This is a genomic window from Sulfurovum aggregans (assembly GCF_055385215.1).
The window spans coordinates 1,848,313-1,871,881 of sequence record NZ_AP042387.1 but is presented as its reverse complement, the minus strand read 5'-3'; the positions used below and the strand labels follow the sequence as shown (position 1 = coordinate 1,871,881).

Here is a 23,569-nt window from a genome sequence, read left to right as displayed (position 1 = left end):
GGCACCCTAATATTTCTCGCTACCGTAATCTTGTTTGTGTCCCCAGTCATCAATAAGGCAATTGAGCTTTGGTTTAGAGCTAAGGTAACCAAACTATTTGCAAATACTAAAGAGCTTGCCTCAATTATTAACTTTGCCATAGTAGTGGTAGGTTTCTTGGTTTTCCTCTGGTTTACTATTAATGAGTCAAAAAAGTTTGATCTATCTGCATTCGTCAATCACATCTGGCAGTTATTCATATCGTAAATCAAACACATAACAAAAAAGTTTCCTCGTTCCCATCGTCTGAGACTGTGAAAGAACTAGGTACCTCGGAAGTGAAGGCTTCAGCCTCACCCAAATATTTGCATATTATTAGGTTATTTTGACAGAAAAAGTAATATTTTCCATTAAATACAAACTTTTTTAGGCAAAAAAGCTTTTTGGTGGGACTGAAGTCTCCACTTCCATGGGTTCTTTCACAGTCTCAGACGATGGGAACGAGGAAAGGATCACTCTTCTGTTTCGCCTGCATGGCTACGCATACGCTCCGACCATTTCGGTTTCAAAGCTATAAACGATAAGAAGTTATCGTTTATTATACGCTTTTCATCTCTACAAGTTCAGCTAAAAGCTCTTCGACTTCATCTTCTTCCAGCTCTCCGCGTTTAAGCTCTTCAACAATAGCAAAGCACTCTGTACGCATCTCACGCATCTCTTCAAGATCATCTTTCTGCTCTTTGGATGCTGATTTTGCCTTGTCAATAACTGCAAATAGTTCATCTATTGCTGCTTCCAGGTCTGGAATAATTTCTAATTCTAAAAGATTTTTTAATTTGTCTGCTGATGTCATAAGGATATCCTAATATGTAATATTTTTTGTATTGTATCTAAATTGGGATTATGAGTGAATAGGGGAATTGAATTGTGGATCCCCGGGTGCCGTGACCACAGGGAGGAATTACCCTTGGGTGCAAACCCGAGGATGATGAAAAGTCAACTTATAATTAGTCTCTTAGCTACAGCCACATCCTCCACCTGAATGGGAATGTCCTTCCTGTGCCGGAGCTGAAGCAGCACCTGCACCTGTACTGCAGGCACTTACGCCCGGAGGTGTGGTTGGCTGGATCGCCTGATTGTCTGCTCCGCCTTCTGCATTGACCTTATCTATAAAGGCAAGAAGATCAGATGCAGCTTTCTGGTAACGTTTAGCTGTCTCAGAATCCGGTTTATGGTAAGTTACCGGCATTCCTGTATCACCACCTACTCTAATTGCCGGTTCTATCGGTATACGAGCGATCACGTTTGTATCATACTCTTTTGCTACAGGTTCAGTTGTTCCCATACCAAAAATGTCAGACTCAGTATCACATGAAGGGCAGATAAATCCACTCATGTTCTCAATGATACCTGCAGTAGGAATGTGAAGTTTTTGGAACATATCCAAAGATCTTCTACTGTCATCAAGAGATACTTCCTGAGGCGTTGTTACCGTAATACCTGCTGTTACAGGTACAGATTGTGCAAGTGTGAGCTGTGCATCACCTGTTCCGGGAGGCATATCGATCACCAATACATCCAGCTCAGACCAAAGAATATCTCTAAGGAACTGCTCGATCGCTTTCATGATCATCGAACCTCTCCAGATAAGAGATTGCCCCGGCTCCATCAATGACCCCATAGACATAATCTCAACACCATACGCTTTAAGAGGAAGTACTTTATTTCCTTGGATCTCTGGTTTTTGATCTGCTACACCCATCATCCGAGGGATATTCGGTCCATAGATATCCGCATCAAGAAGACCTACTTTTTTACCCTGCATTGCCATTGCAATTGCCAAGTTTACTGATGTGGTTGATTTACCAACCCCACCTTTTCCTGAACTTACCATTACAAAGTTCTTTACATGAGGAGCGATATTTTTACCACTCATTGAGTTGGACATTTGCTTTGGTGCCTGAGGAGCAGTTACATTAATATTCACATTTGTGAATCCAAGCTTTTTAAGTTCGGTTGTCGCTTCATCTGTAAGCTGTGCTTTTACCTCATCTGCTGACGATGTAATATCAATGGTCAAAGATACATTTAATCCGTCTACTGTCACATCTTTTACAAATCCGAAAGTTACGATATCTTTCGTAAATCCCGGATACGTTACATTTTTCAGTGCTTCTAATACATTTTCTTCTGTCATAATATTGTTCCTAAATATGATTTGTATAAGAGTTATACCACTCAAATCTTAAATTAAATTTAAATTCTCTATTTTCTTTCAAATAGGAGTAGATTTATCTGATTAAAGAAACTATCAAGCTAGCTGAATGTATAATCCGTTACTATATGATACACACAGGGGTCCATCTTGTTAGACATAACTTTAATACTTTTAGGAGCAGGTAACTCTACACGATTTAAATGCAATGTTAAGAAACAGTGGCTCTATACGAACGATACACCTTTATGGTTATATGTATCTGAACACTTTGAAAAGATTGCCGATTTTACACAGGTTATTATTGTCTCTTCTGCCGAAGATATCACACTTATGAAAAAATTTGCCGACTATACCTATGTTGAAGGCGGAGATTCCAGACAGGCTTCTCTGAGTAATGCTCTACGGCATGTGACTTCAGACCATGTACTGGTAAGTGACATTGCCAGATGTTGTGTACCTGGAGATATGATAGAACGTATCCTGGCTGCAAAGGAAAAAGCAAGCTGCATTGTTCCCGTACTTTCTGTTACAGATACACTCTATTTGGATGATTCTCCCATAGACAGGGAAAAAGCAAAGATCATTCAGACACCTCAACTGAGTGTTACCAAAACACTCAAAAAGGCATTGGAAACTGAACAACTCTTTACAGACGACAGTTCAGCAGTTGCAGCTATAGGTGGAAAAGTACATTTTGTAGAGGGTTCTGTAGGGGCCCATAAACTTACTACCATTGCGGATCTGCAAAAACTCTCCTGTATCCAGGCGCCTTCCGCCAGGACACTTACCGGTTTTGGTCTGGATATCCATCCTTTTGAGGAGAATAAAGAGATGTTCCTCTGTGGAATAAAGATCGACGTTGGCTATGGATTTAAAGCACATAGTGACGGTGATGTCGCCATCCATGCACTGATCGATGCTTTACTTGGGGCGGCCGGCATGGGGGATATTGGTGAACTCTATCCTGATACAGATGAAAGTTATGAAGGCATCGACTCCAAAAAACTGCTCACAGATACCGTCAACAAACTCAAAACACATGGATATGAGATCGGTAATATCGATCTTACTATTCTGGCACAGGCACCCAGGATACTTCCTTATAAAAAAGAAATGCGTAAAACGATCGCTTCTTTACTGGGTATCAGACAGAACTTTGTGAACATCAAAGCCACTACTGCCGAAAAACTCGGATTTGTAGGGAGGAAAGAGGGTGTAACCGTTCACGCCGTAGCAAATTTAACTTATTTTAACTGGAAACACATATGAAAATCATCATTGTAGAAAACGAACTCTACCTGGCACAAAGTATCGCATCTAAACTTGGCGAAAACGGATTTGAAACAGAAATCTTCAGCTCTATAAAAGAGTCAATGAACAGTAATGGTGATGTCTATCTGCTCTCAACAAACCTGCCGGGACAGAACACTGCACCACTCATCACACAATTTAAAGACAAAATTATTATTTTAATGGTAAGTTACATCAATAATGATACTGTAGGTGAACCCTTAAAGCTTGGGGCAAAAGACTACATCGTTAAGCCATTTATGATAGAAGAATTATTACGTAAGATCGAGCACTATCAGGAGTACCAGGATCTTAAAAAGCATACACTGCTTTATCAGGAATATATGAAAAATCTACTTCAAGAGATAAAAACAGATTTCAATTCAGAAAAACTCACTACCCCTCTTGTGATCCAAACCAATTACCAAAGACTTGTTGATAAAATAGTCTTTGAATATGCACAGAACAACAACAAATTATTGACTTTTGTACCATTGGGAGATAAAGAGTGGAGGGAGAAAATAGCTAACGCCGGTGCAAGGTCACTACTCTATATCACTGAAATCCATACTCTCAAAAAGACAGAGAGGGAACACCTTTTACTCCTGCTGAACGGTTATGACTTTATTTTATGCACTACCTCTGAGCTGGAGACAGATTTCACAACGATCACACTCAATACCGATTCCAAACTCTATGATCAAAATGAGATATTGACCATAGATGATTATGTCAAATTCATCGTCAACAGTTTTCAGTATAAATTCCCTGATACGGAACTCTCTAAAAAATTAGGTATCTCAAGAAAAAGTTTATGGGAAAAAAGGAAAAAGTATGGACTCTTCAAAAAGAAATAAAGATAACTTCTCTCTCTATATCGATACAGAAGCTCTCTCTACACTGGCACTTGTCAAAGCCGGTCTGATCACTCCTGTCGACAAGCTTATGAATGAGGAAGAAGCCAAAGAGGTGGATAGAACCAAGTTCTACAAAGGTGTTCCTTTTCCTTTTGCTTTTATTCTTGCTCCAAAGGGTGAACGAAACAGGAAAATACTTAAGACCCTGAAAAAAGGTGACAAAGTTGAGCTCATCAATGGCCATAAAAAAGTCGGTGAACTCATTGTGGATGAAACATTTCCCATAGATCCTCAACAACGTCTTTACAATATCTATGGCAGCAGTGACCTTTCCCATCCCGGAGTAAAGAATACAATTGCCAGACTCGGAGATATTGCCGTATGTGGAGAATACACGGTAGAATATCCTCTTATTACTGACAATATAAAACGTATTAAGAATATGATCACCAAGACCGGTGCCAAATTCATCTCTTCCCTGATGCTGGCTGCCAATCCCTTCAACCGTGCCCATGAAAGAATGATCCGTCAAGCCATCAGTACTTCTGATCTGCTGATCATCTTTTTACGTAAACCTTTCACCTCTGAAGGTTTACGTTATGACATACGCCATAATGCTTTATCCACTTTTGTAGATAACTTTCTACCACGAAACAAGGTCCTGATCATCCCTTTCGAGAACTCTTATATCTTTGCAGGATATAATGAACTTATTCTGGATGCTATTTTGGCAAAAAACTATGGTTGCAGTCAGCTTATCGTAGGGAAGAACCATGGTGGTCTGGGGCTCTATTATGATAAAAACCGACTCAATTCTGTTTTTGACCACTGTAAGAACATTGATATAGATATTAAAACTATCGATGAGTATGTCTACTGTGATACCTGCAGAACACTTGTGAGTACACAAACCTGTCCGCATGGACAGCATCATCATGTACACTATCACTCTGAATCCATTATGAAACTCATCCAAAGCGGGCTTATTCCTCCTCCTATTTTAGTAAGAAAAGAAGTATCGGCGAATATCCTTGCTGCCCTTTTCCCGGAAAGATTTGAAAATCTGCAGGAGATGCATTACTCTCTTATGCCTGGTTCCGGTCTGCTTGAACAACAGAGTGAAGAACAGTTCTACTTGAAGTTAATAGAACTTTACCAGACATCATCCCTGACATAAGGACACCTATGACTATTCAAAAACTTTTTTTAACTTTTTTCGGAGCAGGACTCAGCCCCAAAGCACCCGGTACTGTAGGTACACTCGCTTCACTACCTGTTGGACTTGCTGTCCTTTATTATCTCGGTATGGAGTCACTCTTCATGCTTACCCTTGCCATCACCATCATCGGTATCTTTGAGATAAACAAATATGAAAAAGCCACCGGCATCCACGACCAACAAGAGATCGTCATCGACGAAGCAGCAGGTATGTGGCTCAGTCTTATGATAGCCTATTCCACCGCTGTTACCATGAACTACCCTTATACAGAAATACTTGCTATAGTATTCAGCTTTGCGGCATTCCGTCTCTTTGATATCTGGAAGCCTTCTACTATAGGTTGGATAGACAGAGAGCTTAAAGGTGGTCTGGGAGTCATGCTTGATGATGTACTTGCTGGGATCGCGGGTGGGCTTTTAACTGTTGTTATCCTTATGGGTATAGCAAAACTTTTTTAATATTTTTATATTTTTTTTCTTTGATCTGAAAACAGATCAAAGATCATCCCTATCACTGATACGATCATGATCAGATATGCCACAAAGCGTGTAATACCTGTTTTCTGTCTTCACCGTCTCTATACAGATATCTAAACCGATTACGTTTAGACATGCAACAGATGCTTTAAAACAGATTTGATATATGCTTCATAGTCTTGCATGTCCTCTATCTTTACCTCATCACCGGAACGGAATTTGCTATGATACTTTTCCAGAGACTTTTTCAAGTCATCATCCAGCCATTTCTTTTTAAAAGTACTATCCACAGCTATTTTCATACGTTCTCTTGCTGCATGTGAAAGTGCAGCCACCTGAGTCGTATGATAAAGGATCCGTCCAAGCAGAATATAGGGAAAGTTCCTGTTCTTCATCGGCCCCATTTCCAAATATCGTTTACCCAGTGTCTGGCCCAGTACTTTTACCTCTGAAAGTTCATTAAATCCAACGCATGCACCTACTCCGCCTACCAAGGCACCTATAGCACCTCCTATGAGCAATGTAGTACCAGCCAGAAGAAGATCCACTCCTGCACCTGTCACAGCACCGCTTGTTGCACCGGTAACGATAAGTTCTTTACGTGTAAGTCCGAACACGGATGCAGACTCTTTGGAAAAAAGGTCCATGCCTTCAAAGGTCAGAAGCACTTCTTCTTTTTTCAGGTGATCATGATTCCATATTTTCTCTATCTCTTTTTGTGCTCTTATTTCAAATTGACGAAGTCGATTCTTGTAATTCTGTTCCAATATTTCCTCATCATCAGTCGTCGCTTTTTCTGATAAAAAAGAGAGATTCTCTATATAGCTTAAAGCATCATACAGGAGTTTTGCAATAATTCTACTGCTTTGTTCCAGCCTCTGTTCCTGATAACGTTCAAAAAGTTTAATAGATGCTTTTACAGGTTTTATCCACTCCTCTTTCAACTGTGCCATACTCTCCAATATACCTATATGCTGCTCCAGGCTCGGATGCATGGGATTATAGGTACGTACCATTTTAAAATAGTGTTCCAATGCCCGCTTCCACTCTTCGCTATAGTCATCCTCATCAATATGGTTGATGAGCGCCATAGAGGGTTGACCTGTCCATCGCAGTATCTCCATCTCAGTTTCATACTCTTCACCATATGGCTTGGACCCATCTACAACATAGATGATACCGGCACCGGCCATAATAGGCTCAAGCAGTTCTATCTCATCATTGAAACGCGGATTGTCTTTATGTTCATTGATGAACATTTGTACTACTTCATGTTTCCTGTGAGCACTGACATCATGCTGTTCCAGCCAAGCCAATACCCCTCTGGCACGTTGGAAACCCGGTGTATCAAAAAGTTCGTAAAGTACTTTCCCATCCACTTTTAAAGGAAAACTTCGTTTTTTTATTGTAGTTCCCGGTGTATCTGATATCTGTACAGAATCATCAAGGGCCAGTGATGAGACAATGGAACTTTTTCCTTTGTTCGGATGTCCGACCACAGCAAATTTCGGATACGTATGTGTCATTTTTTCAGCCATACTCTATCCTCTTTTAAAAGTGATAGCTTATTTTTCCATATCTCAACAGCTTTAGCTGAAGCTTTATACCCCTCTTTCTGTGTACCGACAGGAGCAACGACCACTTTATCCACCTTTGCCAGAAGCCATTCGAGATAATCCATGAAATCCATTGTAGGCGGTTCCCATGCTTTTACATACAGCAACACTTCACCATAACTTTTATTGATGATCTCTCTGTCTTCTTCCAGGGTATTTCCTCCACCGACTTCAAAAAGGTTTGGAGTAATGATCTGCATACCGTCATTCAGTACAGACAACTCTCTTTTCGGTATGGCCCAACCTTGTACCGTATCATAGGAAGCATCCAGTTTATCTGTTGTTTGTATTGTATCATCAGAAGAAGATACAAAACGCTCTTCACTGCTGCAGGCATGTGTAGAGATCATAGGTTCATTCATATCACGAAGCAGTTGACGGACACCTTTTAATGTCAAAAATGATTTTTTAAGAGCATACTTCAACCCGACAGAAGCTATAAAATACATCAACAGACGCAAAATAATGGCATAAAAAAGTGTTGCAAAAGCCAAGAACTTCCACCACTCTCCAAGCTTTGAAGCATGTTGTATCATCTCTTCACTAAGCTTATCTCCCAATCTGAAATAGTGGCTCTGTTCTATAAGTTCCAAAGAGGGGACCGCTGAAGGGAACCACTCTCTCCAGGGGAAAGCCAAAGTATTTAAAAAACTATGAAATGACTCGGGCATGATATGGAGTGTAGTACTCCAGGAAAAAGCAATATCTTTTGTTATGACCATAGCCAAAAGTGCTGTCAATAGACCTATCGAAAAAAACAAAGCAATAAGTTGTGAACGCTTAATGATGATCCAATTGGAAAGCAAAGGGTTTATCTTGAGTCTCTTTATATGCTCCTGTACTTTACCCGGCAACAGCCTTATGATCTTCTCCATCCAGTATGCCGGAGAAAGATGGACCAAAACACTCCGGGCACTATGTGCTTTGAACATAGAGACCAGTGCCAGTGCCATCGTTAAAAGCGGGAAGAAAATGACCATAGCCATAAAATAGACAACATTCACAGGTTCATGTCCGCTATAGCTTAGCAGGATCACTCCGGATACGATACCGAAAATAAAAGAAACAAGTACCAGACTCAATGTTATACCATAGAGATAGGAAGAAAAAATTTCACTGAGGAGAGGTTTTTTCAATCTATTCTTATAGGTATCGGTCCATACACAAAGTTGCTCTAGGGGTCTGTTTTTCACCATGATATGAGATAAACCAAAGGCACGTCTCTCTTCTCGGGAAGAAGTATCATCTTGTAACAGCTCATAAAGATTCAAATAAGATTTAAAATTCATATTTTCTTAATATTATTCCTCTTCAGGACAACCATAAATGATACATCTCAACTTCTCTTTATAGGCTTTATCATCATAGCTTTCCACACGTGCCACACCTTCTTCAAATGCTGTTTTCGCAACTGCAGAAGCTACCCAGATCAGTGCCTCTTTATTGAACGGAAGAGGGATGATATGTTCTGTCCCATACGCGATATGGTCATTATGATACGCAGCTTTGACATAATATGGTACAGGTTCTTTTGCCAAAGCTGCAAGTGCTTTGGCTGCTGCCATTTTCATACCCTCAGTGATCTTTTTGGCTCTGACATCCAAAGCCCCTCTGAAGATAAAAGGAAAACCAAGTACATTATTCGTTTGATTAGGATAATCCGAACGCCCTGTTGCAATAATGGCATCATCCCTTACCTCCTTGATCTCCTCCGGGAGTATCTCCGGTACAGGGTTTGCCAAAGCAAATATTACCGGACGGGGTGCCATCTTTACTACCATCTCTTTTGTGAGTGCTCCTGCGACACTCAGTCCCAGGAACATATCTGCCCCTTCGATCGCTTCATAAAGATTAGTTGCTGCCGTCTCAACAGCAAAAGGCATTTTATACTTGTTAAGATCTGTTCTGTTTGTATTGATGACCCCTTTGGAGTCACACATGATAATATGTTTTACCCCTAAATCCTGATACATCTTCGCACATGAAATACCTGCTGCACCTGCTCCATTGATCACTATTTTGATCTCATCCACTGTTTTACCTGTAAGCTCCAGTACATTCATCAGTCCGGCCGTAGTAATAATAGCTGTACCATGCTGGTCATCATGAAATACAGGGATATCCAGTTCTTCTTTAAGTATGCGTTCTATCTCAAAACATTTGGGTGCTTTTATATCTTCAAGGTTGATACCCCCGAATGTAGGGGCGATGGCCTTACAGGTTGCAACGATCTCCTCTACACTGTGTACATCCAGTTCAATGTCAAAGGCATCCACATTGGCAAACTTTTTAAAGAGTACCGATTTCCCTTCCATCACAGGTTTGGAAGCAAGCGGACCGATGTCTCCAAGACCCAGTACTGCTGTACCGTCAGAGACAACAGCAACAAGGTTCGCACGGTTGGTATATTCAAAAGAGAGATTCTCGTCTCTGGCTATTTCAAGACAGGGGATGGCTACCCCGGGAGTGTACGCAAGAGAGAGTTCATGTTGGGAGTCACAGGGTTTGGTCAATTCAATACCTATTTTCCCCTGTTTATGATATGCTAATACTTTTTTTTTGGTTATTTCTGACATAGTCAACCTTTGTAATACTGATATAAAATATTATACTGCAACTATGTTAAGGGAAACTCTATATTCTATGCAAAATACTCTTCAATGATCTGAGGGAAAAGTTTCATCGTTTTTCTGGCTTTATCGATCTTGGGCTGGAAGACTTCAACAGAGTGGGGAAAACTTTGCATCAACTCTGTGTAGATAGCGATCTTCTCTTCTATATGTTTTTCCAGGGCATCAAGAACCAACTGCATATTCTCTTTGCTTGTTGCAAACTTCATAAGAAGTTCAAACATACGTTTACGAGGATGGATCGCCATAGAATCACCTGCTTCAAGAGCGATATCTTTAATATCCCAGCGTGAAATATAGATACCGCTTACATGAGGAGCAATGAGTTTTGCATAGAGGACTTCGGTATAGGATGGATAATCTTTAAGATCCCCTCCCTCTTCACTCTCACAACTTCCGTCAGTACACAAAGCCTCATTTGCTTTAAAGTTCTCAAATTCTTTTCTTAATTCTTCCATATCTTGATTATTCATTTTTATCTCCTATCAATAGTGGAATATCATCCACATCTATTTTTGCATCAAACCATCTGTGAGCTATAAGCATCATTTTTGCTACAAACAGTATCTGGTCATCCAGGAACTCCGGTTTATCAAACAATGCTTTCGCTTCATCCTCCAAACAGAACCCTTTGACTTTACCTGCTTCTACCTCTACAAAGTCCACACGCCCTTCTCTTTGACTTACCTCATCCAAACTGTCACAGTACCCAATGGCTTTTTGTGCGAACTCTCTTTCTATCATCATCTTATCGACTTTTGACTGACCTACATTGGTCATCGTAAAATCAAAATGCTCATCGCTGATGTTTAAAGCAATAGCTGTGGCATTAATACTGTTATGCTTCATGATCTTGTTAAAATACCTGCGCATATACCCTGTTTGTGCATTATGCCCAAGGATAGTACAAAGACCTGTATCAGGTTTTATCTCTTCAGGTTTCATATTTCATCCTTCATTACCTCATCTTCACTGCTACCTGCTACCTGCTCACTGCTCACTGATTTCATACGTTTTGCATTATCATGCAGGAACATCGCCTCTTCCTCTTCTGCAAGACAACGCGGACAGGTCTGTTCTCCACCTGTGTAAGTAAAGTTATTACCACACTCATTACAGCGTTTGATGTTGAAAGTTGCCAGTGTTCTCTGTGTCGGTTCAAAAAACTCTTTTATTTCAAATCCACTTTGAAGTTGTATGGAGTTTGGTTCACATACATCATGACAAAGATGACACTTCACGCAAAGCATCGCATCAAAGTTGATAAGTGAAAATTTACCATTTGAACTCAGTGCTCCTGTCGGACAGATACGGTAACAGATCTGACAGTTCGTACAACTGTCATCTACAAACTTTTGAGAGACAAAGCTCACCTCTTCCTGAGGCAATACTTCAAAAGCATCTGGTACTCCTACACGTTTCAATGTAGTAAAAAGTATCTTTCTTTTATCAGGCAGATGTTTGTCTTTGATCTTGGAAATGACAGAAGCATCTATCTCAAAGTGTTGCAATTCTTCTGCATCTACTGCATCATCAAAGGCTTTTTTATGTTTGACTACACCTTTTACAGAGGCAGCACTTAAAAAATCTCGTCTACTGCTGACCGTTTTCTCTTCAGAGACTTTTGTATCAGTTGTCTCTTCTTCTACATGGTTGGTCAAAAGTACCTTGTCACAAAAGCTTGAGAGTACAAAGTTTGCCTCTTCTATACGGTTCTCGATCTGTTCAAAAAGGTGTGTACCTTTCTCATAGCCGTTCATATCAATAGTAATAGGCTCATCGCTTGCCAAAGCCAAAGAGAGTAGATGCTCTACACTCAGAACAGAAATACAAGGTACATTGATCTTTGCGGAGATCAGTCTTACTTTTGACTCAAGAAAGGTAAAAAAGAACTCCGTTACAGAAAAGTCTGATAGCGAAAAAGCTTCAGTAGGACACACGCCTACACAAGCAGCTGCTTCTACGCCTGTAGAGAGTGCGAAACTTGGCAGGTTTTCTACTATCTGTATACTCTCAGGACAGGCATCCACACACTTGGTACATTGGGAAAATTTGCTCGTTGCCCTTACACAGGAAGCAACATCAAAATGCAGCTTCATTGACTACTCGGCACTCACACAATGTTCATTGAGCTTTTCATTGACATACTCAAAATCACTAAGCAGGAATTCCAAAGTAAGCTCGCTTCCGTCATGATAAAGCGGTGTACGGGATTCTCTTTTTGCATTGATGAGGAACATTGGTGCCCATTCAAGAAGATGCTCTTTAAGAAAAGCTCTCTGAACTTCAAGCAGTTCACAGACTCCCTCTTTATCCTCTGCTTCCAAGGCTTTTTTCATCGCAGTGCAGAGCATATACATGAACTCAAGCTCTACACCGATATGGTCTGCACTCACTACTCTTGCACTGTCCAACTCTACACGGAAATCAAGGTCATTATAGAGTTCAATGACAGGATTGTCTCCCCCACTCTCTATCATCTGGTCATCTCTTGTATAGAAACTCTCATACGGTACAAGGTGCATTAAAAAGAGATTGGTGAAATCTACATTATAGTACTCTTCTATCAACTGTTTTTGTGAAAGCTCTTTACGTTTGGACCAGTCTCTATAGTTGGGAAAAAATGAAAGCAGTGCCTCATCTTTTTCAATATTCTCTAAAAATTTTTCATCTACTTCTACCAACATCAATCTTGAGATTAATGCATAAAGTGCAATACGGTTTTCTATATCCTGTTTCATCTGTTCCATTTCTACCCTTAGGTCTCGTTCCCAACGGAACGTTGGGAACGAGTTTTATTTTGTGACTATACCACTTTCAAGATAAATAAGTAATAAGAAAATTAGTTATCTGGGAAATTGTATTGTGCTGCAGGGGCAGACTTCATGTCTGCCCTTGGATTTATCAGATCTTATCCGTTTATTTTTACAGAATAAGCTTGATGAGACAATGGTACAGCAGGACGCTTAATGTGCTTAGGTCTTCTTAGTGTATCACTACTGTCAAGCGGACGAGTCAATTTGTCTCTCCATGCCTGATAGACTTTCATATTGTTCTCATAGTTCACATAGATATCACCAATCTTATCACCGGCAGCTGCTTTTTCTATCACAACTTTTTGGTGCCAAGCATGGTTTCCTGCGATCGGATCCGGATGTGAAGGTGCTACAGCATTCTGCCATGAACCACTCAACCCATCCCACCAGATGTTATCGAGGTCTTTGTTGTACTCTTTGAACTGCCATGTATCTCTACGTGCCTGCATACCTTCATTCAGACCTTGTGTCGGCTTAAGTGTTCCCACTTTGCCGTCCATGGTCATATCATAAAGAGGTGCACCAAGACCCATTACTCCAAGTTTATGCTCAAACCCTGGGATCTCTACAGCATTTTTCAATTTCCATCTACCTGCGTGGTGTGAACAGGCAAGTACACCCGGCATCGTACCTTCAGTTGGTACAGCCATAGCGATGAAGTAACCGGAATCAAGACCGGAAACCGTATCTGTGATCGTTACTTTGATCGCATCTCCTCTTTTAATACCAAGACGTTTTGCATCCTCGGTATAGATCCAGACTGGGTTGTGGTTCTGAGAGATCTCCATAAGGTGTTTTGAATTCACTGAACGTGTATGAATATTGTATGGCAATCTAAATACAGTGTTAAGTGCGAACTCATTATCTTTCTGCATAAAGTCATGGTGTACCTGTGTAACGATATGCGTCATTTTCTTTCTGTCTTCTGCCGTTGTCGGATAAATAGGTATAGCATACTCAGGCCATTTCCACTCTTTGAACCACTCACAGTAGAACTCAAGTTTCTTACTTAGTGTATGGAATCCCTGCATGATCTCACCATCGATCTCAATACCGATCGCTTTTTTCTCTCCATGTTCATGCTCAACAAGAAGTGTACCAAACGCATCTTTTTCTACTTCACTTTCATCATATTCATGACCATGAGCAATGTATTTAGTTCCCTCTTTTCTAAGTGGTCTCTCTTGTGGTTTATAGATGTTATCTTCTTCCAGCCATGTACCTCTGTCTCTCATCATCTCATAGTTAGGATACTTAGAGTCAGGGTATGCCGCTTTTGCCGCTTTTCTTAAGTTTGGAAGCTTGTCAAATGCTGCCTGATACCACTCAGGGATCGTTACAGCACGACTTGGATCCTCTTTTGAAGCCCAGAATTTTTTCACACCCAGACTTCCGTCAGGATCAACATAATGTACCATGATATTCGCCCAGAACTCTACCTCTTCCCACACTTCACCAAGACCGGCTTTAATGTGTGCTTCAAGTGTTGCTCTGGTTGGATCTTTTGGTTTCCAGCCCATTTTTTCCAATGCAACTCTAAGTGCCGGGTTACGGAAACTTAACCATCTTGACGGCTGTGTTGCTTCCGAGTGTTGGTCATGTCTCTCACCTGCAAGACCTACAGGAAGGATAAAGTCACAATACCAGTTCGTCTCAGACCATGTAGGTGAAAGGTTAAATGAGAGTTCAATTTTATCTTCTCTTTTAAGTGCTTCGATCCATCTGAATCCGTCCGGATTGATCCAGACAGGGTTATACATACGAGGAACCCAGATAGAGAGTTTCTCAGGTACATTAAGCCCTTTTGCATTCCACTTGTTTCTCCACTCATCGTCAAGCAGCAGGTGTGGCATGATATGACTCATCTCATAAGAACTTAACGGATACTCAGGCGGCCAGGCGATCTCATTCCATACATCTACTTTTGGAGGTCTTGCACCATTTACTGTTGCTGCATCACCTTTACCGTTGACAGAAATAACATGCCAGTGGTGTAAGCCTACTCCACCTTTATCCCCAGCCATTGCACCACGAAGAACAAATGGTAAGAATCCTGCTCTGGCTATCATCCATCCGCCTTTGTGACCAATCGGTCCTGCTCTCCAGATGTATGTTGCTACTCTGGCACCTGCATCGATGAACATGTCATAAAGTTTCTCTACGATTCTTTTCTCAATACGACACTCTTCAGCTACAAAATCAAGTGTATAAGGACTATACATCTCAGCGATCATCGTAATGAAATCTTCATATGTATCACCCTGTGGCACAGATTTGATATACTTTTTCTCTACAAGGTATGCAAGATACTCTTTGTCTGCCATAAGTCTGTCCCAGTTCACCCAGTTTTTCACAAACTCGTGGTTCACCAGGTCTTCGCCATTAAGACCTTTTTCATTCAGGATCCTGTTTGCAAGGTAGAGATAGAGTGCTGTCTCGGTCCCTGGCCAACAAGGTACCCATAGGTCTGCCATACCGGCAGAGTTAGAAAGTCTTGGATCCATAACAACAAGTTTTGCACCTTTTTTACGTGCATCAGCGATACGCCCTGCTGCCTGTTGGAAGTAGTGACCTGCATCTGCGGCGTGAGAAGACTGAAGGAAGATCAACTTCGCATTAGACCAATCCGGAGAGTTTCTGTCATCGTTTGACCACTGGATCGTACCTTGTCTTGCACCTGCTGAACAGATGTTAGTATGAGAATCATATCCGTCACATCCTAAAGAGTGTGGTACACGGTGACCAAATCCATTTTCGTTTGGACGACCGACGTGAAGCATGAAGAGCTTTTTAGACATTTCATCACCTGTTTTAAGTGTATCATGCATCTTCTTACCGATCTTCGCCATTGCTTCATCCCAAGTGGTTCTTACCCACTTACCTTCACCTCTTTTGGAGCCTGGTGCTCTCATAAGAGGGAAAGGGATTCTATCCGGATCATACATTTGTGACTGAGTCGCATAACCCTTTGCACAGTTTCTACCACGAGAACCGGCATGAAGCGGGTTACCCATGTATTTACGTACAGCAAGCTGTCCCCCTTTTTTATACGTAGAGAGGTCAACCCATGCAGTCAGACCACAGGAAGCTTCACAGTTTGAACATGCTGTTGGTACAAGCATATATTCAGTGGCTTTGATACCTTCCGGATTTCCTTCACTCTCAACACCATTTCTGCTCGTACCACCTCTTTTCCAGTCATTTCCATCCAACTCTGTAAAACTGTCCCACTCTTCAAGCGGCGGGTAGAATGAAAGTGTCTCAGGTGTAGGGGTAAATTTGCTGTCTGCCACTGCCGGTGTATCCGCTATCGTCTTGAATACACCTGCAGCAAGTGTTGCACCTGCTACAGAATAGGCTGTACCTTTCAGAAAAGTTCTTCTGCTCTCTACGAAAGCAGGTTGTTCATTATTCATTGATTTTGTCATACATATACTCCTTAACTCAACGGTAGCATTTGTGGAATTTTAAGCCATACATCTTTTGCAAGATACAGCCCTACCAATGCTAAAATAGCTGCAAATCTCAGCAGCGTTTTATTGTCACTCTTCATGTTGCTTACAGCCAGGAAGAACGGAATGATAAATCCAAGAACCATACCGAACCAGAACTCTACATTATATTCACCGCCTGCATGTACATATGCCAGTGTTGCTTCTGCTTCTGCTGATTTGAATGAGAAGAAATACTCACCTATATACATCATGAAAGAGAAGAAAGTAGCGATCGCCAATACAAGTGCAAGATCTTTTCTTGTATCTCTACTCCAAGAGTCAGATACCAAGATCAATGCTGCCGAACCAGCCAATAACGCTGCCCACATCATTTGCATGACTTCTGTAGGTGCCTGCCACAATTCCCTTGCACTTGATTCAGCCATAATGATCGCTGTATAAAGCGTTACAGGAATTGCAAGGAAAACAACGAACGGGAAGATCTTCTCATAAAAAGGAGAGATACCTCTTACTGTTTTTGCAATACCGCAATTTTTTCTGAAATCAGGGAAGGCATCGAAACCGCCGATAAGCATCATCACTGTTACAAGTCCTGTAAAGAGTGAAGCCATCCAGGCACCAACTGTGATCGCTGAAGTCCAGTGCGGATGCAAGAAAATATTGATCATTCTGTACGGTTGGTGAAGATCCACCAATGTAAAGAGTAGGAACACATTCAAAGCAATGAATGAGATAAGAGGCATGATCCATCTAAGGTTCGGCATTTCCTCTTTTTTATGTCTATAAAGCAGGAATGCTCCTACCAGGATAACCCCGGTACCGATACTTTTTGCCCACATATTGAGTGTGATCATCCAACCCCAGATTATACCCGGAAGTGCAACATCCAATGTTACAACAGCTTGTGTTGCATGTATTGTATTTTCTACCATCTTAGTGACCTCCCTCTTCTTCATGAGATTCATGTGCGTTATTGTCAAAATTCATAAAACTTTTATTGTCATGTTCACCATGTGATGTAAACGGTGCCAAAAATCTATCCAGGACACCATGGTTCTTGTCACCTACTGCATCAAGATGTGTAATGTTGTTAAAGAGACTGTACCCTTCGATTCTTTCATGTGCCAAAGGATCAAGTGTTTGTGTACCTCCGCCTACATAATAGTGTTTAGGGTTTGTATGTTTTTCAGGTTTTCTTACCTGAACTCCACCCTGATGCTCCATGATGTATTGAGAGATATGACTTGTATCATCTTCCACATCACCAAAGATATTCGCTTCAACAGGACATGCAACGACACATGCCGGCATCATACCACTCTCGATACGGTGTGCGCAGTATGTACATTTATCTGCTGTATTCGTTTCCGGATCCATATAGATTGCTCCATAAGGACAGGCCATCATACAGCCTGCACAACCGATACATCTTGCACTGTCTATATTCACAATCCCGTTTTCAAGATAATGTAATGCAGATACCGGACAGATCCGTTCACACGGTGCAGATTCACAGTGGTTACAACGTAATGGTGTAAAACTTCTACTTGCATCGGGGAATGTCCCTATATCAATATATTTTACACGCAAACGCCAAGAACTAAGCGGAACTTCATTTTCCACTTTACAAGCGATTTCACAACCTTTACAACCCATACACAGGTTAAGGTCAACTAAGAAACCTAGTTTCATATTTCCTCCTTGATATTAATTATCAGTATATACTTATTGTATTAAATAAGTTTTTTGAATACGTCTTAATTGTATTATATAAACTGTTAACTTCAAATGATTTTTAGAATAAATACTATTTTTTATACAATAATGGGTAGAAATGAGTAATTTTATTTAAATCAAATATAATACTTCAATCATTCTCATAGCTCTGATAAAAGAAATGAATGTTTATATCAATATCACCCTCTACAGGATGATATATCTTATAATTTATTCAATAAGACCCGTTAAAATTTTATGCATACTTTCCTGTGCCTCATTAAGCACCTCTAATGAATCCTTATCTTTTATTGCCATTGAAGAGATCCAGTTATAAACAGAAGGAAAGGCTAAATGCATATTTTTATCACCTTTCTTTTTATACATATAAAGGGAACAAGGAGCATAAGCACCTGCTTCCGGATGTACTTTGGCAACAGTATAGATCACAGGGAGCTTACAGATAGAATAGACATCATAAAAATCATAGGCTTCATACTTACTCTCGTCAAAATCATAGTTCAGATCATTAAACCCTGCCATGACAAAACCATTTGGAGCGAGTGTTCCCTCAAATTCCATTTGGAACTCCTCTTTCTCGTCTTCCCACGCTTCAGGATCCATCTCCATTTCATAACTTGACACCAATGGACCTATTGGTTTTTGTACCGTATATGCTAATGTTTCAAACTTACCTTCAGGCATTGCACTTTTAAGTGCTTCTTTTACCATCTTTCCTACTTTAACTAATGCCTTATTATCTGCAGGAATCTTTAGGATCTTTGCCATTGCTTCAGTGGTAAGTGATGCAATTGATATTTTCTTATCTCCTTTTTTCGTATAGATAGACATACTCATCGGTGAAAACAGCCCTATATTGGGATACTCTTTCACCAATGCCAAAGTTTGTTTTTTACTATAAAAAGTAAAAAGATTATAGACATCAAATGTTGTTTCTTTAAACTGTTTTTTAAATGGACCATTCATATCTCTGTTCGCAGAGATAAAAAAACCTGCTTTTTTAAACGCTTCTTCAATCGTCGCCGGAGTGATCTTTCCATCTGCATTGGGCGAAGTAAATATCTGAATATCTTGCGTTACTGCTGCAGAAGCAACTACTTTTGCCTTACTCTCTTCTTTTGCCAACAATCCTGTTGCAAGTAAAGAGGTTACAAGCAATCCTTTTATTATATGTTTCATTTTTATTCCTTTGTGTTAAATTTGGCTTATGGGCGTATATACGTCCAACCACTCTTTTGACGCTCTATCAACTCTACGATACCGGCCGTCACTACTTCTACTCCTCCGAGTAACTCTTTCTTATCTATTTTATAGGTGACCATTGTATTGCCACATGCAATGAATTCTACATCATATGTCATCAATGAACGCACTCTTTTTTGAATATCCTTATCAAAAAAATACGCCTTTTTTAAAAGCGTTTTTATTCCTTGAGAGTAACATACAATGACTATTTCACATTTCTCCGGTCCATAAAACTTCATTACGTTACTTGCTGATGAAAGCACATGTGAGATTTCATGTTCATCTCCTGAGGTAATAGGAAAAATAAACTGTCTTGGATTCTCTAAGCTAGGTTTTGGATCTGCAAATTGGGTATCTGCTGCCATAAAACTACATATAAATAAAATGCTTAATACTACTCTTTTCAATTGTGTCTCCTTTTTACTGTTTTTGCCTCTTTGAGTATCTCTAAAAAGTCCTCTTTGTTCCAGGCGCCGGGTACACGCTTTACCTTTGTTTTATCTTTATTGGGAAAGATAAAAAAGAACGTAGGTGTCATACTTGCTTTAAGTCCCAAAGGTAACTTTTCTTTTCCTACATCAACAGAAACAGAAATAAAATCTTTTTGAAGTGCTTGAACTACTTCATCTTCTACCAATACTTCTCTATCCATTTTTATACAGAAATGACAATGTGCAGAAGTGGCTTTGATCATAATGATTTTATTCTCTTCAGCTGCCCTTTTCAGGGCTACATCAAACGCTTCATACTTAATACTCTTCTCTTTTATCAATTGATTTTCATAATCATATAAAAATTCACTTACCGCTTCTATCTCATCCTTACTTAGCTGACCTTTCATACTTGGCATCGTTTCAAAATATTGAATCACTTCTGGTATACAGATACTCTTTTGTTTATCCGGATACACAAGATACTCTGCAATAAATGCTCCTACTTCCATACGATGCATATCTTCATCGCCTTTAGGGTCACCGATTTGCTGTTTGAGTCTAAACGAAATTTGATTGAGTGAAAGTGCTTTAAGATGCAAAAGTGTGTTATTCTTTTCCATAAAATTTTCCATTAATGTCTCTACTGGAATAAATGCTTCATGACAAGAGGCACACTTTTTTTGATACACTTCTTCTCCTTCGCTTCCAAGAACTGAAATGATACTGAACAAAAACAGTAATACGATCTTTTTTATCATCTTTCCTCTTTCTCTCTACCCAAATGTGTAGATACTTTTTTCATAGCCTTATACATTCTATCAACAAAATATCTTCTACAAACTATGCCAACAGCACAATGCTGTTGACAAGATTTGATTCTAAAATTTAAATTGGTACTGAAGAAGAACAGCATCTTCTGCATAGAAAGCACTAACATCTAGATCATCAAAGTCTGAGGTATCACCACTTGCCAATACGTAGTTAACCTGAATACGGTGTCTGTTTCTAGCTCTTCTGCTTTTTCTGTCCATTTTATTATTTTTAGGATTGATATAGTAGTTAAGCCCAAGGTATGTGTTACTAGCATCCGCACTTAAAGTACCTTTGTCTCCGGAACCACCAATATATTTAACTGCTGCTTCAAGAGTATCCGTTAGATAATATGTACCTGTTAATGCTAAAGTTTGCATATCCCAACCTTTCACACCTCTGATATTTTCAGCATCATAATACTCCGCTTTTACATTGGCTCTATCAAAGTGGGAATCAATACCTGCATTGAATACTTTATAATCTTCACCGGTTGTACTATCATTGTCACCATCCGCATTTCCTGTAACACCGTAAGATACTTCTGCATGCAACTCTTGACCCCAGTCATACATTAAACGACCCATATACGCATTACTTTGATTTGCTTTTCCGGGATCATTAACTGCACCGGATCTACCAGTTGCACCAGAAACCATCAAATCATATCCAAACCCTTTCCAAGGTCTCTCGTGACCCATTTCAAGACCGTCAACTTTTCCGTTGTTTCCATATCCAATGTCACGACCTGATAGCATAAGACCAAATGCACGTTCAAATGCCAGTTTTTTGTCAAAACCACGCTTGATGACATCAAGATTCCATCCAGGAATCGTAAAACCCATACCTACCGGAGTTTTGATCACACCTGCTTTAAGTACAGCAGCATCATCAAATTTATAAGAGATAAATGCATCTTTTACCAAGTCCGGAACACCAATTCCACCATTGTCCGTACCCTCTTTTGCAAAATCCAAAAATACTTTAGCTGCTAATGGTCCGGAAAAGTATTTCCACCCTAAACGAATACGATCTGCTTCAAACCCTATTTCAGCATCATCACCTAATTTAGCCCCATCACCAAACTTGACACCGATCTGTGAAAAACCGAAAAATTTATGTTTACTTGTCCAATCCACTACTTTTACCGGTTCTTCCGTATGTACAACCGGCTCCATGATATCACCGCCAGCCATTACTGCTGTACCCATAAGGATGACTGCTGCTGTTACAGTACCTATTTTAATTGTTCCCTTATTCATTCTCTTTCCTTCGTATAATCTATTTATCAACCAAATCGATAAAATAAGGTTGAGTTCAATAAAGACTCATAGTTTTCACAAAAGCTAACAGTAAACAAGTTTTTTTCCTTTTTGGACTTTGGTACCAGCACATAAAACGTCTTGTGTTAGCTTTATAAAATCATCTATAGGATGCTAAGGAGGAGTGTAAGAACTTCTACCTTGTATAACACGAAGCTATGAGAACTTTAAAACTAACACTCAAGGGGTTTAAAATGTATTATGTTGGAATTGATGTTGCTGAAAAAAAACATTATGTGTGCATCCTGGATGATGCTGGTGAATTTGCTGTAAAACCATTTTGGATCTATACGGATATTCTTGGGTTAAGAAGGCTGATTGAACAGTTTGCCAACCTGTCATTAGACAATGATGATTTTATTATTGGTATAGAATCAACAGGAGCTTTTTCTGAGAATTTGTATGAATATATTACAGACAATGACTACCAAGCCGTTTTGCTAAACGCTTATCAGACTGCCAAGTTTCGTGATTTCCGTACCATACGAAAAGTAAAGAATGATGCGATTGATGCCTATGTCATTGCGGAACTTTTATCTACCGGTAAATACAAAGAGAGTCATATCTCCAATGATGCCTATCATTCAGTCAAGGTATTAGGCAGAACCAAACGTTCACTGGAGAAGAAGATAAAAACCATCAAGAGGGAAATCTCTACTGTAATGGCGACTGTCAATCCTGAGATTGGCAGAGTATTTCCAAATATCTTTACCAAGACAGCACTTGCGATCATCAAAGTCTACCCTACTGCAATAGATATGCAAAAAGCTACGCCAAAGAAGCTGACTCGTCTATTCCGTCATATCAAAGGTAACAACTTCTCTGAAGATAAAGCCAAGTTCCTGATCGATCTTGCCAATACTTCAGTATATGCTGGTCGTGCCTATGAAGCCAGATCTCTAATGATCACTACTAATATTAGGATATTAGAGCTTTTATGTCAAGAAAAGAAGCATATTGAAGAACAAATCAAACAACTTATTACCGAAGAAATAAATACAATTGACAATTCTATTGAAAATCTCCAAAGTATACCCGGTATCTCAGATAAAACCATTTCTGCCATATTAGGAGAATGTGGAGATCTCAGGCGATTTGATTCAGCCAAAGCTTTTATTGGCTATCTTGGTCTTTATCCTACACAGTATCAATCTGGCAACTCCAATTCTATAGGCAGGCTTGCAAAAAGAGGCATACCTATTGCCAAACATGCACTTTATATGGCTGCAGTAGGATCTGTATTGCACAATCCTCAGCTAAACAAGATCTTTCGAGACAAAGTCTCTTCGGGTAAATCCAAGAAAGAAGCTTTAATCATTATCTCCAAGAAAATAGCAGCGATCATGTATTCCATAGTCAAACACAATGAACCTTATCAAGCCCATAGAGTATTTATCCCCAACAGGTAAATATTCCCGTTAGTTTTAGCACTTGTGAAAACAATGAGTTTTTAATGAACATTGAC

Annotated in this window: 21 protein-coding genes; 5 read left to right on the top strand and 16 right to left on the bottom strand. The window is 39.9% G+C overall.

The window, feature by feature from the left end; genetic code table 11:
• Nucleotides 1-577: 577 nt before the first annotated feature.
• On the bottom strand, nt 578-832 hold the full coding sequence (locus ACZ48W_RS09610; RefSeq protein ID WP_464828193.1) for a hypothetical protein: 255 nt from the start codon (nt 830-832) through the stop codon (nt 578-580).
• A 162-nt stretch (nt 833-994) separates the two neighbouring features.
• Nucleotides 995-2,176: an Mrp/NBP35 family ATP-binding protein gene (locus ACZ48W_RS09605; RefSeq protein WP_464828192.1), complete on the bottom strand. Its 1,182-nt coding sequence runs from the start codon at nt 2,174-2,176 to the stop codon at nt 995-997.
• Between the two features lie 168 nt (nt 2,177-2,344).
• On the opposite strand from ACZ48W_RS09605, the gene ACZ48W_RS09600 reads away from it, so the two are divergent.
• The 4 genes from ACZ48W_RS09600 to ACZ48W_RS09585 are packed head-to-tail and all read left to right on the top strand — an operon-like array spanning nt 2,345 to nt 6,021.
• Nucleotides 2,345-3,466 (top strand): bifunctional 2-C-methyl-D-erythritol 4-phosphate cytidylyltransferase/2-C-methyl-D-erythritol 2,4-cyclodiphosphate synthase, encoded by a 1,122-nt coding sequence (locus tag ACZ48W_RS09600; protein WP_464828191.1) that lies wholly within the window; start codon nt 2,345-2,347, stop codon nt 3,464-3,466.
• Nucleotides 3,463-4,344 (top strand): response regulator, encoded by an 882-nt coding sequence (locus tag ACZ48W_RS09595; RefSeq protein ID WP_464828190.1) that lies wholly within the window; start codon nt 3,463-3,465, stop codon nt 4,342-4,344. The genes ACZ48W_RS09600 and ACZ48W_RS09595 overlap by 4 nt, the downstream gene beginning before the upstream one ends.
• Nucleotides 4,322-5,521, top strand: coding sequence for a sulfate adenylyltransferase (locus ACZ48W_RS09590; protein WP_464828189.1), 1,200 nt, complete (start codon nt 4,322-4,324; stop codon nt 5,519-5,521). The genes ACZ48W_RS09595 and ACZ48W_RS09590 overlap by 23 nt, the downstream gene beginning before the upstream one ends.
• 8 nt (nt 5,522-5,529) lie before the next feature.
• A complete protein-coding gene (locus tag ACZ48W_RS09585) occupies nt 5,530-6,021 on the top strand; it encodes a phosphatidylglycerophosphatase A family protein (RefSeq protein WP_464828188.1) in 492 nt (163 codons plus the stop codon).
• A gap of 146 nt (nt 6,022-6,167) precedes the next feature.
• Here the strand turns inward: ACZ48W_RS09585 and ACZ48W_RS09580 are convergent, their stop codons facing one another.
• The 14 genes from ACZ48W_RS09580 to ACZ48W_RS09515 form a co-directional block, all read right to left on the bottom strand.
• Entirely contained in the window at nt 6,168-7,577 is a 1,410-nt protein-coding gene (locus ACZ48W_RS09580) for a DUF3482 domain-containing protein (RefSeq protein ID WP_464828187.1), read from the bottom strand.
• Entirely contained in the window at nt 7,562-8,944 is a 1,383-nt protein-coding gene (locus tag ACZ48W_RS09575) for a DUF2868 domain-containing protein (RefSeq protein WP_464828186.1), read from the bottom strand. Before ACZ48W_RS09575 ends, ACZ48W_RS09580 begins: the two co-directional genes overlap by 16 nt.
• A gap of 12 nt (nt 8,945-8,956) precedes the next feature.
• Nucleotides 8,957-10,231 carry a malic enzyme-like NAD(P)-binding protein gene (locus ACZ48W_RS09570; RefSeq protein ID WP_464828185.1) on the bottom strand — a complete coding sequence of 425 codons (1,275 nt, stop codon included), beginning with the start codon at nt 10,229-10,231 and terminating at the stop codon, nt 8,957-8,959.
• Between the two features lie 65 nt (nt 10,232-10,296).
• Nucleotides 10,297-10,758, bottom strand: a complete 462-nt coding sequence (locus ACZ48W_RS09565; protein WP_464828184.1) for a hypothetical protein — start codon at nt 10,756-10,758, stop codon at nt 10,297-10,299.
• Entirely contained in the window at nt 10,751-11,230 is a 480-nt protein-coding gene (locus ACZ48W_RS09560) for a hypothetical protein (RefSeq protein WP_464828183.1), read from the bottom strand. Before ACZ48W_RS09560 ends, ACZ48W_RS09565 begins: the two co-directional genes overlap by 8 nt.
• Nucleotides 11,227-12,384: a 4Fe-4S dicluster domain-containing protein gene (locus ACZ48W_RS09555; protein WP_464828182.1), complete on the bottom strand. Its 1,158-nt coding sequence runs from the start codon at nt 12,382-12,384 to the stop codon at nt 11,227-11,229. Before ACZ48W_RS09555 ends, ACZ48W_RS09560 begins: the two co-directional genes overlap by 4 nt.
• Before the next feature lie 3 nt (nt 12,385-12,387).
• Entirely contained in the window at nt 12,388-13,035 is a 648-nt protein-coding gene (locus tag ACZ48W_RS09550) for a TorD/DmsD family molecular chaperone (protein WP_464828181.1), read from the bottom strand.
• 161 nt (nt 13,036-13,196) lie between these two features.
• Nucleotides 13,197-16,529 carry a molybdopterin-dependent oxidoreductase gene (locus ACZ48W_RS09545; RefSeq protein WP_464828180.1) on the bottom strand — a complete coding sequence of 1,111 codons (3,333 nt, stop codon included), beginning with the start codon at nt 16,527-16,529 and terminating at the stop codon, nt 13,197-13,199.
• A gap of 11 nt (nt 16,530-16,540) precedes the next feature.
• Nucleotides 16,541-17,488, bottom strand: coding sequence for an NrfD/PsrC family molybdoenzyme membrane anchor subunit (nrfD, locus tag ACZ48W_RS09540; RefSeq protein ID WP_464828179.1), 948 nt, complete (start codon nt 17,486-17,488; stop codon nt 16,541-16,543).
• A gap of 1 nt (nt 17,489) precedes the next feature.
• Nucleotides 17,490-18,248 carry a 4Fe-4S dicluster domain-containing protein gene (locus tag ACZ48W_RS09535; RefSeq protein WP_464828178.1) on the bottom strand — a complete coding sequence of 253 codons (759 nt, stop codon included), beginning with the start codon at nt 18,246-18,248 and terminating at the stop codon, nt 17,490-17,492.
• A gap of 255 nt (nt 18,249-18,503) precedes the next feature.
• Nucleotides 18,504-19,472: a DUF302 domain-containing protein gene (locus ACZ48W_RS09530; RefSeq protein WP_464828177.1), complete on the bottom strand. Its 969-nt coding sequence runs from the start codon at nt 19,470-19,472 to the stop codon at nt 18,504-18,506.
• A gap of 26 nt (nt 19,473-19,498) precedes the next feature.
• On the bottom strand, nt 19,499-19,945 hold the full coding sequence (locus ACZ48W_RS09525) for a DsrE family protein (RefSeq protein ID WP_464828176.1): 447 nt from the start codon (nt 19,943-19,945) through the stop codon (nt 19,499-19,501).
• Entirely contained in the window at nt 19,942-20,730 is a 789-nt protein-coding gene (locus ACZ48W_RS09520) for a thioredoxin family protein (RefSeq protein WP_464828175.1), read from the bottom strand. The genes ACZ48W_RS09525 and ACZ48W_RS09520 overlap by 4 nt, the downstream gene beginning before the upstream one ends.
• A 120-nt stretch (nt 20,731-20,850) precedes the next feature.
• Nucleotides 20,851-22,044 carry a porin gene (locus ACZ48W_RS09515; RefSeq protein ID WP_464828174.1) on the bottom strand — a complete coding sequence of 398 codons (1,194 nt, stop codon included), beginning with the start codon at nt 22,042-22,044 and terminating at the stop codon, nt 20,851-20,853.
• 218 nt (nt 22,045-22,262) lie between these two features.
• Here ACZ48W_RS09515 and ACZ48W_RS09510 point away from each other — a divergent pair, with 218 nt between their 5' ends.
• On the top strand, nt 22,263-23,513 hold the full coding sequence (locus ACZ48W_RS09510; protein WP_464827685.1) for an IS110 family RNA-guided transposase: 1,251 nt from the start codon (nt 22,263-22,265) through the stop codon (nt 23,511-23,513).
• Nucleotides 23,514-23,569: the final 56 nt, after the last annotated feature.